We start from the raw sequence: 13,359 nt of genomic DNA, 5'->3' as shown, positions 1-13,359 counted from the left end.
CCGAAGGCGCCCTTGACTTTGGAGGGGCGGCCCCGTACGCAGCGCCGCCCCCACCGCTCGCCGAAGAACCACGAACATAGGAAATACGACACGGAACACAGCACACGAACCACACGCAGGAAACGAGCCACAGGAACGATGTAGAAAACGAAGCAGGCAACCGCGTCGCCAAAATGACGCAGAGTGGACGAACCGGCTCGTGCGAACGCGGGAGTGCTTGGACCTGGAATGGCGAGGATCGCGCATCGAAATCAGGGTGCATGTCGAACCGGGTCATCGCGGATCCTGCCCATAGGAGGGACGGCGGTTTCACTCCCGGGCACGACCTGAAACCTGGGTGAAAGCGGGTTGAAGGCGGGGGCGCGCACGCTTCATCACATGAGCACAGAAGCAAGGCAGACGGCCATCCATGCGACCGGTCTGCGGAAGGCGTTCGGGGACAAGGTCGTCCTCGACGGAATCGATCTGGATGTGCCGCGCGGGACGACCTTCTCGCTGCTCGGGCCGAACGGGGCGGGGAAGACGACGGCGGTGCGGATCCTGTCCACGCTGATCCGCGCGGACGCCGGCGACGTGCGCGTCGCGGGGCGCGATCTGGCGAAGGACCCCGACGGGGTGCGCAGGGCGATCGGTGTGACCGGGCAGTACTCGGCGGTCGACGGGCTGCTCACCGGCCGGGAGAACCTGATCCTGATGGCGGACCTGCACCGGCTCGGCAAGACCGGCGGACGCCGGGCCGCCGACGTCCTGCTGGAGCGGTTCGACTTGGTGGAGGCGGCGAACAAGACGGCCGCCACCTACTCGGGCGGGATGCGGCGGCGGCTCGACATCGCGATGACGCTCATCGGCGACCCGCAGATCATCTTCCTGGACGAGCCGACGACCGGGCTCGACCCGCGGAGCCGGCGGACCATGTGGGAGATCATCCGCGAGCTGGTCAAGGGAGGCGTGACGATCTTCCTGACGACGCAGTACCTGGAGGAGGCGGACCATCTCGCCGACAAGATCGCCGTGCTGGACGGCGGCCGGCTGGTCGCCGAGGGCACTGCGGACGAGTTGAAGCGGCTGGTTCCGGGCGGGCACGTCCGGCTCCGGTTCGCCGACCTGGCCGCGCTGGACGTGGCGGCGCGCACGCTCGGCGTGGTGACCCGAGACGACGAAGCGCTCGCGCTGCAGGTGCCCAGCGACGGCGGCGTCCGCTCGCTGCGGGCGCTGCTCGGCCGCCTGGAGGACGCGTCCATCGAGGTCGACGAGTTCTCCGTGCACACCCCCGACCTGGACGACGTCTTCCTCGCCCTCACCGGCCAGAGCAAGGCACCCGCCGGCCAGACCAAGACCCTCACCGGCCACACCGAGAACGAGAAGGTGACCTCCCGATGACCACGCTCACGCTCGCGGCGACGGACTCCGCGACGATGCTGCGCCGCAACCTGCGGCACGCCCTCCGCTACCCGTCCCTGACGATCGGCGGGATGATGACGCCTATCCTGATCCTGCTGCTGTTCGTCGGCGTCTTCGGCAATGCGCTCGGCGACGGCGTCGGCGGGACGGCCAAGGGCGACTACATCGGCTACGTGACGCCAGGGATCATCCTGATGGCCATCGCGTCCGGGTGCATGTCGACGTCCGTCGCCATCTGCATGGACATGACCGAGGGCATCGTCGACCGCTTCCGGACGATGGCGATCTCGCGGTCGTCGCTGCTGACCGGGCACGTCGTCGGCAGCATGATCCAGACGATGATCAGCACCGCCGCGGTCATCGGCGTCGCGGTCGCGATGGGCTTCCGGACGCACGGGAGCGTCCTCGACTGGCTCGCCGCAATCGGCCTGATGCTGCTGCTCACGTTCGCGCTGACCTGGTTGGCCGTGACGCTCGGGCTGCTGGCGAAGAACCCGGAGGGCGCCAGCAACACGCCGCTGATCATCCAGTTCCTGCCGTTCATCGGCAGCACGATCGTCCCGCCGGAGTCGATGCCGACCGGGGTGCGGTGGTTCGCCGAGTACCAGCCGTTCACCCCGATCATCGAGACGATCCGGGGACTGCTGACGGGCTCGCCGAACGGACACGACGCCGCCCTCTCGGTGGCGTGGTGCGTGGGACTGGCCATCGTCGGCTACACGTGCTCGAAGGTCCTCTTCAACCGAAAGGCGCCCCGCTGACCAAGGGCCGATGGTCAGGAGCCACTGACCAGGCTCCGCTAACCAGGTCGGTTGGCCGGACGCCGTTGCCCGGACCCGTGGGCGGGCGCCGCTGGTCGGGACGCCGTTGGGCGGGCGCCGGTTGATCGGGCGCGGCTGGTCGGGGTCAGCGAGCGGGTGTTGCTTACCAGGGTGGTTGGGCCGGTGTCGTTGGGTGGGGGCCGGTGGCCGGGCTTGCTGGCGGGGCGCTGCTGGTCGGGATGCCCGCTCAGCGGGTGCCGTTGATCAGGCTCGGCTGATCAGGGGCCACCGGCCAGGCCCGCTAATCCAGGCCTCCTTGGCTGTGGCCGCGGGTGGAGCACGCGGTGGCGGACGCCGGGCGGAGCGGGCGGTGCTTGGGCAGGGCCTCGCTGATCAGGCTCGTTGGCTGGGGCGCTGTTGAGCGGGCCTGCCGGCCGGACGCCGCTGACCAGACCGGCTGACCGGTGCTGCTGGCCGACGCCGCCGGCCGGGCCCGGCTGATCAGGGGCCGCTGGTCAGGTCCCGCTGATCAAGGCCTCCTGGCCGGGCCTCGCTGATCAGGTTCATTGGTTGGGGCGCTGTTGGGCGAGCGATATGGGGGGCCTGCTGGCCGGACGCTGCTGACCAGTTCCCGCTGACCGTCGGTTGACCGGGGCTGCTGGCCGGCGTCGCCGGCCGGGCCCGGTTGATCGAGGGCCGCTGGCGAGGGGGCATTAGCCAGGCCCCGCTGACCAGGCCCGCTGGCTGAGCGCCGTTGGCCGGCGGGCGGTGCTAAGTGGGTGCCAGTTTTCTCGCGGCTTCCCGTAGTTCTGTACGGCTCAGGCCGGCGTAGGCCGATACCGCGTCGGCATACGCCGGTCCGTCGGCGTTCTCGGCCGCGCGGCGGACGAGCGCGGACGACATGGTCGGCTGGAACGCCCGGACGTGGTGCATCCGTTCCGCCAGTGCGATCGTCCGTGCCGCCCGTCGCCGGACGTCCGGGGACGCGCCGGGACGGGCGAGGTCGACCATCGCCAGCGCGAGCAGCAGCCCGCCGCTGAGGGGAAGATCCATGAAGAAGGACGGCATCGGGATCTCCGGCTCGGCGAGCAGGGCCGACAGCTTGGCGGGCAGCCCCGCGACGATGTCCTCGACGAGATCGACGCGGCCGTGCCGGGCGTGGGCGACCACGGTGACGCAGTGGGCTTCGAGGGTCCACGGGTCGAGGCCGGGCGCCGACATCGGGTTCTCGTCGTTCGCGAGCCGCTCCACCGCCTGCCGCCACAGCCGCAGGCCGGTGTCGACGTCGCCGCGTCCGAACGCGATCTCCGCGCGCGCACCGAGATTGAACGAGGCCGTGCCGAACGACTCGTCCGGTCCCTGTACGAGGGACTTGTCGAGCCATTCTTCCGCCTCGTCGACCTCCCCGAGTGACTGGTGGACGGACGCGAGCGCCCACAGCAACCCGAACACGTCGGGCCATCTGTACTGTTCGAGCAGGTCGAACGCCACTCGCAGGTGATGCAGGGCCCGCTCGCCCTTGTCGAGTTGCATGAGCAGCTCGCTGAGGCGGGAGTGCGTGACCAGCCGCAGCCAGGGGATCCCCGACGCCTCGGTCGTCGCCACCATCGCCTCGGTGGCCGCGAATGCGCCGTCCACGTCGCCGTTCCGCTCGCGGATGTAGCCGCGGACGCAGTTCGCGATGGTCGCGAGGGACGGCTCGTCGCTCGCGCACATCCCGGCGAGGACGCGTGAGTCCGGCCCGAGGATCTCCGGCACGGCGGCCACGACCGTCGCCATGGCCCGGACCAGGCTTGTCGGCGGCGCGGGCGGCAGGCGGCGCAGCGCGACGAGTGTCCGCGTCGCCCGCGCCCCCTTGAACAGGAGCGTGGTCATCGTGCCCAGCGCCAGGGCCGCCCGGGTGATCTCGACGTCAGCGGGCCCCGGCCGGATGCGGCTCAGCAACCCGGCGGTCTCCTCCGTCAGGACGATCATCCGGCTGTAGGCGGATTCGAGCATCCACAGACCGCCGAGGACGGCGGCGACCGCCGCGACGGCCGGGCCGTCCTGCCGGATGAGCCCGTGGCGGAGCGCCTGGAGGAGGTTTTCCTGCTCGACCCGGACGAGTTCCACGTGGACGAACGGATCCGCGCCGAACAGCGGCTCCTGGTGCGCCGCGCCGAACTCCCGTGCCCAGTTGAGGAGCCCGTCGACCGCGCGCTCGGTTTCGTCTTCCGCCTCCCGGTGGGACGCGCTGAACTCGCGGACGCTCTCCAGCATCCGGAACCGTGTCGTCCGGCCGCCCTCGACCACTTCGAGGAGCGACTGGCCGACGAGGTCCTCCACGACCTCCAGTACGTCGTCGCCGACCACGAGATGTCGCGCCGCCTCCGCGGTGAACCCGGCGGAGAACACCGACAGCGACCGCATGGCCGCCCGGCCGGACGGGGTGAGCAGGTTCCAGCTCCAGTCGACGACGGCCCGCATGGTCCGGTGCCGGGACGGCGCGTCGCGCGCGTTCCCGCGCAGCAGCGTGAACCGGTCGTCCAGGCCGCGGGCGATCTCCGGCACCGACATGACCCGGACGCGGGCCGCGGCCAGCTCGATCGCGAGCGGCAGGCCGTCGAGATGACGGCACAGTTCCTCCACCGGCCCGGACGGCAGGTCGACGCCGGGACGCGCCGCCTGCGCCCGCTGGTGGAAGAGCTCGACGGCGGTCGGCGGGTCCAGCGCGGGCAGCGGATACACCGACTCCGACGACAGGCCGAGCGGTGCGCGGCTCGTCGTGAGCACCTGGAGGTCCCGGGTCATCGAGACGAGGGCGCCGGCCAGCGCGGCGGCGCCTTCGACGACGTGTTCGCAGTTGTCGAGGACGAGCAGGACGGGCCCGGTCCCGAGCACATCCGCGATCCCGGAGACCAGGTCGCCGGGGCCGCCGCGGCGTCCGTGCGTCCGCGGGGACTCGCCGACGCCGAGCACGGACGCGACCTCGCCCGCCACGTCCTCGTCCTGCGCGACGCCGGCGAGCGCGACGAGGTGCACGGCCCGCTGCGGGGCCTCCCGCGCGACCGTGTTGGCCAGCCGGGTCTTGCCCAGCCCGCCCGGCCCGACGATCGAGGTGATGCGGGACGTGCGCAGCAGGTTCAGCACGGCGGCGAGATCACCGGCGCGGCCGAGCAGCGGGTTCGGCTCGTGCGCGACGCCGCGCCGGAAGGGGGGCGCCTCGTCCTGGAGCAGCTCCTGCTGGACGTGCTGGAGGACGCCGCCGGGATCGGTGCCGAGCTCGTCCCGCAGCGCGCGCCGGTAGGACTCGTACCGCGTCAGCGCGGCCGACGGTCCCGCCGTCGACGCCTCGCAACGCAGCAGCTCGGCGAGCACCTCCTCGTCCCGTGGATGTTCGCGGGCCACGGCGGTGAGCGCGTCGAACCCTTCCGCGTGCCGTCCGAGCCGGGCCAGGGCCAGCGCACGGGCGCGCATCAGCGTCCAGTACGTGGAGACCCGCTCCGCGCGCAGGACTGACACCGGGTCGTCCGCATCATCGGGTTCCGGCGGGCCGTCCCACAGCGCGAGCCCCTCCTCGGCGTGGACGAGGGCGCCCGCGTGGTCGCCTTCACGAGAGGACCGGGCGCTCGCGGACGCGGCGAGGACCACGGCCGAGGCGTCCACCGCGGACTCGTCCAGGCCCAGCCGGTATCCGGCCGGAGTGCTCGCGATGACGTCCGCGCCCAGCTGCGATCTGGCCCGGGAGACCACGACCTGGAGCGCCTTGGCGGGGTTCTCCGGACGGCCGTCCGGCCACAGCCCCTCGACCAGGCGCACGACGGGCACGCCCGCCCGCGGCTCACCCGCGAGGAGCGCGAGCAGGCCGCGCAGGCGCGGGCTCGTGACGTCCCGCCCACGGCAGGCGACCCGTGACAGCAACGTCAGCTCGACGGTCACGGGGACAGGTTAGAGCGTGCGCGGAGCGCGCCGGTGGGCCGTGTGGGGTCGTGCTCCCGAGCCGACGATCAGGCCCGGTAGTGGCGGCGGAGCGCGATGCCGGCCGCGACGCCGCCCGCGATCGCGCCCGCGCCCGCGGCGGCGGGCAGCGCGACCATCGTGACCTTGCGTCCGGTGCGGAAGTCGTGGATGGGCCAGCCGTGGTCCCTGGCGTGCGCGCGCAGCTCCGCGTCCGGGTTCACCGCGTGCGGGTTCCCGACCGCGGTCAGCATCGGCAGGTCGTTGATCGAGTCGCTGTAGGCCGAGCAGCGCGCCAGGTCGAGCCCCTCGCGCTGCGCCAGCGCCCGGACGGCCTCCGCCTTCGCCGGCCCGTGCAGCAGGTTCCCGACGAGCCGCCCGGTGTAGACGCCCTCGCGGGTCTCGGCGACGGTGCCGAGCGCGCCGGTGAGCCCGAGCCGGTGCGCGATCGTCCGGGCGACCTCGACCGGCGTGGCGGTGACGAGCCACACCTGCTGCCCGGCGTCGAGGTGCTGGAGGGCGAGGGTGCGGGTGCCGTGCCAGATGCGGTCGGCCATCACCTCGTCGTAGATCTCCTCGCTGAGCTTGACGATCTTGTTGACCCGCTGCCCGGCGACGAACGCGAGCGCGGCCTCCTTGGCGCTGCCGATGTGCTCGGAGTTCTCGGTGCCGCGCAGCCGGAACGCGGCCTGCCCCCACGCGAACATCGCGAGGTCGCGCATGGTGAACAGCTTGCGGGCGGCGAGACCGCGCGCGAAGTAGTAGATGGACGCGCCGCGCATCATCGTGTTGTCGACGTCGAAGAAGGCCGCGGCGGCGGGGTCGGGCGCCGGGAGCGGGCCGAGTTCGGCGGCCGCCGCTGCGGCCTCCCCGGCGCTCTTGTGGTCCTCGTCCCTGCCGCGTCCCCAGAATTCGCGCTGCCAGAATCGCCGCATGAGGCGAAGCCTAGTCAACCGCCTCCCCGCCGCCGTCTCTCCGGCCGCGATTGCGACAGTCCTCACTCCGGCCGCTCGCGGCCGCCACGAGCCGCTCGCGCAGCACGGCCCGGAACCGCGGGTCCGGTCCCGTCTCGCTCGCCCGCAGCCGGGCCAGCGCGTTCCCCCGCTCGCTGATCTTTCCTCGCTTTGTCTTCACTGCCCGGTTCTCACTGGCCGCTCCTTTGCGGACTCCAGGCGCGAACGCGCTCTTGCCCGCACAAACGATCGGACACTGGGCCGGGTTACGGCCCGGAAGTTAATTGTTAAACAATCCAATGCGCTTCACGTGGGCGACGTCAACCGTGCGGGCGGGCCGCGCGGTGCGGAGGGTCAGCCCCGCAGGTCGTCCGGGAGCATACGGCCGAGTGACCGCACGGCGCGGTACTGCAGCGCCTTGATCGCGCCCGGCTTCTTGTCCATGACCAGCGCGGTCTCGGCGACCGTCAGCCCGTGCAGGAACCGCAGCACGACGCACTCCTGCTGCTCGGAGCCGAGCCGCTGGACGGCGAGCAGCAGCGTCCGGTTGGTCATCGCGTCCAGGACGGCCCGCTCCGGCCCCTCCTGCGGACGGTCGGGCTCGACCAGCTCGGCGGTGCAGACCTCCAGCCGGTAGCGGCCGGACTTGAAGTGGTCGGCGACCAGGTTCCGGGCGATCGTGACCAGCCAGGCCCCGAAGTCCTTGCCCTGCCAGTGGAAGTCGCAGATGCGGCGGAGGGCGCGCAGGAACGTCTCGCTGGTCAGATCCTCGGTGAGCGAGTGCGTCCCGACCCGGTAGTACACGTACCGGTAGACGAGTTCGACGTAGTGGTCGTAGAGGGAGCCGAACGCTTCGGCGTCGCCTTCCCGCGCCCGCAGCACCAGCGCCTTGAGCACCTCGGCGCGGTCTGCCGCCCGCTCCGGCGCGCGCTGCACGGGACGCACGAGGGTCCCACGGGAATGCCGAGGAAGCGGGACGAGCCCGGCGTCGAGGGTCAAGCTGCTCATGCAGTTCTCCTCGGGGCGTACGCGACCTCCGGCGTGATCTGCCACTCTAGAGACCGAAAGGTATGAGAGCAATGAGTGCTTTTCATCCACCGCGTATCACGAGCCCCGCACGGCCCGGCCCGCCGAGGAGAGGCGCGCGCACCGGTACGTTCCCGGGGAGCGGTTACCCGTCAGCCCCCCGCATCGGGCACCATTGAGCGCGATGGTTGCTCTTCTCGCGCTCCTGGCGACCCTTGGCGCCTTAGCCGCCACAGGGTTGCTGGTTCAGCGTGCCTACAAGGAACGGCTGCTGTACCTCATCGCGTGGTCGTTGACCCAGGTCGGGCTGACGCTCGCGCTGCTGTGCATGGGCCTCGGCCTCATGATGGGGTTCAACGGCCCGCTGTTCCGCGTCATGGAACTCGGCGCCGCGCTGATCGGGCCGGTCTGGCTCGCTCTCGGCATGATCGAGCTGATCGCGCGGTACGTGCAGGTGCGGTTCGCCGGCTGGCTGTTCGCGATCTCCTACACGGTCGTCGCGATCGTCATCCTGATCCTGGACCCGCTCAAGGGCTCGCTGTCCAAGAGCCTGCCGAAGCCGAGCGCCACCTACGACGCGCTGCCGCTGCTGCTGATCGACGGCGCGCACGTCGTCGCGGTGATCGCGCTGGCGGGATGCACCGGCGTGACCGCGTGGCTGGCCAGCAAGCGCGACCAGGAGGCGGCGGAGCTGCTCATCCCGGTCGCGCTGGTCGCGCTCGCGGGCGTCCTCGTGGTCAGCGGTACCCGCGGGTTCCTGCCCGCGCCCCTCGCGGCGATCGCGCTCGGCGCCGCCGCCGGCCTCGTCTGGTACGGCTCGGTGCGCACGATCCCGGTGTACGAGGAGGGCGACGGCTACGACGAGTACGAGGACGAGCCCGTGACCGGCTACGAGGAGCAGGGCTACCCGTCCGCCGCCAAGGCGGAGCCCGTCCCGGCGCCGACGCCGCCGCCGGATTCCAGGCGCGGCGAGCTGCGCTTTCCCGAACCGGTCGCCGAGGAGTTGCGCTACCCCGTGAACACCAGCATCCCGGAACAGCCTCCGCAGCCCGCCCCGCCCGCTTACCCCGACAATCCGGCCGGGCCGACGGCGATCGACGGAATCGGGAACGTGCTGGAGCAGGCGGCGCTCGGCAGGGCCAGGCCGGGCGCGCCCGGCGGTGAACTGGCGAATGCGTGCGGGCAGATCACCGTCTACACGCTGCTGGACGGGCGCGAGGACGCCTTCGACCGGCTCGCCACCGACCTGGTGAAGGCGGCGCTGGCCGCCGAGCCGGACACGCTGGTCTTCGCCTCCCACGACGTGGTCGGCGCCCCCACGCAGCGGATCTTCTACCAGCTGTTCCGGGACGAGGCGGCGTTCGCCGCGCACCGCCGCCAGCCGCATCTGCAGCGGTTTCTGGCGGAGTCGCGCACCCATGTGCTCGCCACGAACGTCATCGAGCTGAAGCTCGGCCCGGCCAAGATGCCGCTTCCCGCGCCGGAGTTCCCCGGGAGGTGACATGGCGGCGAACATCATGATCACGCTGCTCGGGAAGCCCGGCTGCCACCTGTGCGAGGACGCCCGCGCGGTGATCGAGCGCGTCGCCCGCGACCTGGACGTGCCGTGGGAGGAGCGGGACATCACCCGGTCCGAGGAGGACACCGAGCAGTACTGGGAGCAGATCCCGGTCACGCTGATCAACGGCGTCCAGCATGACTTCTGGCGCGTCGACGAGGACCGCCTCCGCGCGGCGATCGCGAAGCTGCGCTAGCCCGGTATGTCTGGTCGGTCACACCCGCTCTCCGCTCGGCGCCCGGCCCGTAAGCTGGGAAGTCCCTGATGGACGGGCTTTTCGCGGCGTCGTCCGGGGCGGCCGCGGCCCGCGGGACCGGGGGGTGACTTTGTGCGCGTATTCACAAAGGCTTAACCTGGTGGACAGCCCTGGGGCGGTCAGGCCGCGGCCGTGCGGCCGCCACCTGGTCGCGCACGCCGAGGGTCAGGGGACATCCGTGCCCCGTCCCCAGCGTCGAGCCCTAAGAGCAGGCCGTGACACCTCGACAGAACCGCCACCGCGATCGCGCGGGCCGCGGCATCCCCGAAGCCACCGTGGCGCGGCTGCCGGTCTATCTGCGCGCCCTCACCGGGCTGCAGGAGCGCGACGTCGCGACCGTCTCGTCCGAGGAACTGGCCGCGGCGGCCGGCGTCAACTCGGCCAAGCTGCGCAAGGACCTGTCCCACCTGGGCTCCTACGGGACGCGCGGGGTGGGTTATGAGGTCGAGTACCTCGTCTACCAGATCTCCCGCGAGCTCGGCCTCACCCAGGACTGGGTCGTCGCGATCATCGGTGTCGGTAACCTTGGCCGTGCCCTGGCCGGCTACGGCGGTTTCGCGTCCCGCGGCTTCCGCGTCGCCGGCCTGCTCGACGCGGACGAGTCCATCGTCGGACAGGAGATCTCCGGCATGACGGTGGAGCACATCGACAGGCTTGAGGACATGATCGCCGGGCACGGTGTGTCCATCGCCGTGATCGCCACCCCGGCGGGCGCCGCCCAGGGGGTGTGCGACCGCGTGGTGGCCGCCGGCGTGACGAGCGTCCTGAACTTCGCTCCCGTGGTGCTCTCGGTTCCCGACGGGGTCGACGTCCGCAAGGTCGACCTGTCCATCGAACTGCAGATCCTCGCGTTCCACGAGCAGCGCAAGGCCGGCGGGCCGGACGGCTTCGCGCCGCTGGCCGCCGGTGACGCGCCGCCGGGCACCGCTCATTACGTAGAGACGGTGGAAGCATGAGCGGAGCAGGCAGAGACGCGGGAGACGGCAGATGAGCATTCTGGTCGTGGGGCTCAGCCACCGGAGCGCGCCGGTGGCGGTGCTGGAGCGGGCGGCGGTCGCCGGGGACGACCTGGTCAAGCTGCTGCACGCGGTGCACGAGTCCGCGAACGTCGTCGAGGCCGCGATCGTCTCGACGTGCAACCGGGTCGAGATCTACGCGGTCGTCGACAAGTTCCACGGCGGCGTCTCGGCCGTCTCCGACCTGCTGGCCCTGCACTCCGGCGTCCCGATGGACGACCTGTCCCGGCACCTCTACGTCCACTACGAGGAGCGGGCCGTCCAGCACGTGTTCGCGGTGGCGTGCGGGCTGGAGTCGATGGTCGTCGGCGAGGGGCAGATCCTCGGGCAGATCCGGCAGGCGTTCCGGCTCGCGCAGGACGAGGGCACGCTCGGCCGCGATCTGCATGACGTCCTTCAGCAGTCGCTCCGGGTGGGCAAGCGCGCCCACCACGAGACCGGGATCGACAAGGCCGGCGCGTCGCTGGTCAGCGTGGGGCTGGACGTCGCCGTCCGGCATCTCGGGCCGCTGGAGGACGTGCGCGCGCTGGTGGTCGGCGCCGGTTCGATGAGCTCGCTGGCCGCGGCCACGCTGAGCCGGGCCGGAGCGCGCGAGGTGGTGGTGGCCAACCGCACCCACGAGAAGGCGGTGCGTCTCGCCGAGTCGCTGGACGTCCCGTCCCGCGCGATCGAGCTGTCCGTCCTGGACGCGGCCGTCGCCGAGGCCGACCTGGTGGTGTCGTGCACCGGCGCCGCCGGCCTGGTGATCACCGCCGCGCGGCTGGCGGCGCGCGGCGTCGGCTCCGACGGCCGGCCCCGCTTCTTCCTCGACCTGGCGCTGCCGCACGACGTGGAGCGGGCCGTCCGCGACCTGCCGGGCGTCGGGCTGGCCGGGCTGGACGACCTGCGGACCGCGCAGGAGGCCGCGCACGCGATCGGCCCGGAGGCGGTCGAGGCCGTCCGGCGGATCGTGCGCGAGGAGGTCGAGGCGTTCCTCAGTGCCGCCCGCGCCGCCGCGGTCGCCCCGACCGTGGTCGCGCTGCGCAGCAAGGCGGCCGAGGTGGTGGAGGCCGAGCTGACCCGGCTGACCGGGCGGGTGCCCGAGATGGACGGCAAGGCTCGCCGGGAGATCGAGCAGACGGTCCGGCGCGTGGTGGACAAGCTGCTGCACGCGCCGACCGTCCGGGTGAAGGAGCTGGCGGCGGCGCCGGGCGGCGACTCGTACGCCGACGCGCTCCGCGAGCTGTTCGACCTGGATCCGAAGGCCCCCGAGGCGGTCGCCCGCGCGAACATGGGTGAAACCGACACGCGGGACGTGGACGCGGGGTGTGACGACGCCGACTGCGTCAGCCCGGCCTCCGCGCCGGGGGACGTCCCGGTGTCGGATGTCCCTGTGTCGGATGTCACGGTGTCGGATGTCCCGGATGCGGACGTCGCGGTGTCGGACGGCGTGAATGTCGAGACGGTGAACGCGCAAGCCGCGAGCGTCCGGGCGGTCAGTGCCCGCGACGCGGTTCCGGCGCGCGAAGGAGACGAGAAGTGAGTACGGGGAGCAGGGGCCCGCTCCGGCTGGGGACCCGCAAGAGCCTGATGGCGACGACCCAGTCGCAGGGCGTCGCGGACGCGTTGTCGCGGCTGACGGGGCATGCCGTCGAACTGGTCGGGGTAACGACGCAGGGTGATGTCTCCAAGGCCCTGCTCGCCCAGATCGGCGGCACGGGCGTTTTCGTCAACGCGCTCCGCGACAAGGTGCTGTCCGGCGAGGTGGACTTCGCGGTGCACTCGCTGAAGGACCTGCCGACGTCCGAGACGCCCGGGATCGTCCTCGCGGCGACGCCGCTTCGCGACGACCCCCGCGACGCCTTGTGCGGCCCGTCGAAGCTCGCCGACCTGCCGCGCGGCGCGCGCATCGGCACCGGGTCGCCGCGCCGGGTCGCGCAGCTGCGCGCGCTCCGCGCCGACTTGGAGATCGTCCCGATCCGCGGCAACGCCGACACCCGGCTCCGCAAGGTCACCGACGGCGAGCTGGACGCCGTGGTGCTGGCGAACGCCGGCCTGGCGCGGATCGGCCGGCTGGACGCGGTCGGCGAGGTCTTCGACCCGGACCAGATGCTGCCCGCCCCCGGGCAGGGCGCGCTCGCCCTCGAATGCCGCGCCGACCGGGCCGACCTCCGCGCCCTGCTCGAAGCGGTCGACGACCCCGCCACCAGGCGCGCCGTCGTCGCCGAGCGGACGGTGCTGAACGTGCTGGAGGCGGGTTGCTCCGCGCCTGTGGGAACATACGCTGCCGAAGTAGATGAAAGGCTGCATCTTACGGCGACCGTCGCGGCGTACGACGGAAGCCGGCAGGTGCGGCTGTCCGCAAGCGGCCACCCGGACGCCGCTGAGCAGATCGGACGCGACCTCGCGGACCGGCTGCTCGCGCAGGGGGCCGACCAGTTGATGGGGGAGCGCGATTGAGCCCCGCCGCGAA

At 72.0% G+C, this 13,359-nt stretch carries 10 protein-coding genes; 7 read left to right on the top strand and 3 right to left on the bottom strand.

Going from position 1 to position 13,359, the window contains the following annotated elements; genetic code table 11:
- Positions 1–378 precede the first annotated feature (378 nt).
- Together ACQPXG_RS42900 and ACQPXG_RS42895 are read left to right on the top strand one after the other, a co-directional pair.
- A complete protein-coding gene (locus ACQPXG_RS42900) occupies positions 379–1,380 on the top strand; it encodes an ATP-binding cassette domain-containing protein (RefSeq protein ID WP_433464873.1) in 1,002 nt (333 codons plus the stop codon).
- The gene (locus ACQPXG_RS42895) at positions 1,377–2,162 is read left to right on the top strand and encodes an ABC transporter permease (RefSeq protein ID WP_433464872.1); all 786 of its coding nucleotides are present in this window, start codon (positions 1,377–1,379) and stop codon (positions 2,160–2,162) included. The genes ACQPXG_RS42900 and ACQPXG_RS42895 overlap by 4 nt, the downstream gene beginning before the upstream one ends.
- A 771-nt stretch (positions 2,163–2,933) precedes the next feature.
- Here ACQPXG_RS42895 and ACQPXG_RS42890 read toward each other — a convergent pair.
- From ACQPXG_RS42890 to ACQPXG_RS42880, 3 genes are all read right to left on the bottom strand, one after another.
- Positions 2,934–6,080 carry an ATP-binding protein gene (locus ACQPXG_RS42890; RefSeq protein WP_433464871.1) on the bottom strand — a complete coding sequence of 1,049 codons (3,147 nt, stop codon included), beginning with the start codon at positions 6,078–6,080 and terminating at the stop codon, positions 2,934–2,936.
- Between the two features lie 68 nt (positions 6,081–6,148).
- Positions 6,149–7,033, bottom strand: coding sequence for an HAD family hydrolase (locus ACQPXG_RS42885; protein WP_433464870.1), 885 nt, complete (start codon positions 7,031–7,033; stop codon positions 6,149–6,151).
- Positions 7,034–7,405: 372 nt separating this feature from the next.
- Entirely contained in the window at positions 7,406–8,059 is a 654-nt protein-coding gene (locus tag ACQPXG_RS42880) for a sigma-70 family RNA polymerase sigma factor (RefSeq protein WP_433464869.1), read from the bottom strand.
- Positions 8,060–8,315: 256 nt separating this feature from the next.
- Here ACQPXG_RS42880 and ACQPXG_RS42875 point away from each other — a divergent pair, with 256 nt between their 5' ends.
- The 5 genes from ACQPXG_RS42875 (at position 8,316) to hemC (ending at position 13,346) form a co-directional block, all read left to right on the top strand.
- Positions 8,316–9,578, top strand: a complete 1,263-nt coding sequence (locus tag ACQPXG_RS42875) for a putative quinol monooxygenase (RefSeq protein ID WP_433464868.1) — start codon at positions 8,316–8,318, stop codon at positions 9,576–9,578.
- A gap of 1 nt (position 9,579) precedes the next feature.
- Complete coding sequence (locus ACQPXG_RS42870) at positions 9,580–9,831, top strand: glutaredoxin family protein (RefSeq protein WP_433464867.1); 252 nt, start codon at positions 9,580–9,582, stop codon at positions 9,829–9,831.
- A 275-nt stretch (positions 9,832–10,106) separates the two neighbouring features.
- Entirely contained in the window at positions 10,107–10,847 is a 741-nt protein-coding gene (locus ACQPXG_RS42865; protein WP_433464866.1) for a redox-sensing transcriptional repressor Rex, read from the top strand.
- A gap of 31 nt (positions 10,848–10,878) precedes the next feature.
- A complete protein-coding gene (locus ACQPXG_RS42860) occupies positions 10,879–12,429 on the top strand; it encodes a glutamyl-tRNA reductase (RefSeq protein ID WP_433464865.1) in 1,551 nt (516 codons plus the stop codon).
- A 47-nt stretch (positions 12,430–12,476) separates the two neighbouring features.
- Complete coding sequence (gene hemC, locus ACQPXG_RS42855) at positions 12,477–13,346, top strand: hydroxymethylbilane synthase (protein ID WP_433470154.1); 870 nt, start codon at positions 12,477–12,479, stop codon at positions 13,344–13,346.
- Positions 13,347–13,359: the final 13 nt, after the last annotated feature.

It is taken from the genome of Spirillospora sp. CA-128828, from assembly GCF_050945415.1.
Lineage (GTDB): Bacteria > Actinomycetota > Actinomycetes > Streptosporangiales > Streptosporangiaceae > Spirillospora.
This window is presented reverse-complemented; position numbering and strand designations above follow the sequence as displayed.

What these genes read in the sequence shown, in the direction of transcription:
- ACQPXG_RS42870 (WP_433464867.1), top strand. Translation starts at nt 9,580, where the DNA reads ATGGCGGCGAACATCATGATCACGCTGCTCGGGAAGCCCGGCTGCCAC.
- ACQPXG_RS42895 (WP_433464872.1), top strand. Translation starts at nt 1,377, where the DNA reads ATGACCACGCTCACGCTCGCGGCGACGGACTCCGCGACGATGCTGCGC.
- ACQPXG_RS42900 (WP_433464873.1), top strand. Translation starts at nt 379, where the DNA reads ATGAGCACAGAAGCAAGGCAGACGGCCATCCATGCGACCGGTCTGCGG.
- ACQPXG_RS42860 (WP_433464865.1), top strand. Translation starts at nt 10,879, where the DNA reads ATGAGCATTCTGGTCGTGGGGCTCAGCCACCGGAGCGCGCCGGTGGCG.
- ACQPXG_RS42880 (WP_433464869.1), bottom strand. Translation starts at nt 8,059, where the DNA reads ATGAGCAGCTTGACCCTCGACGCCGGGCTCGTCCCGCTTCCTCGGCAT.
- hemC (WP_433470154.1), top strand. Translation starts at nt 12,477, where the DNA reads ATGGCGACGACCCAGTCGCAGGGCGTCGCGGACGCGTTGTCGCGGCTG.
- ACQPXG_RS42885 (WP_433464870.1), bottom strand. Translation starts at nt 7,033, where the DNA reads ATGCGGCGATTCTGGCAGCGCGAATTCTGGGGACGCGGCAGGGACGAG.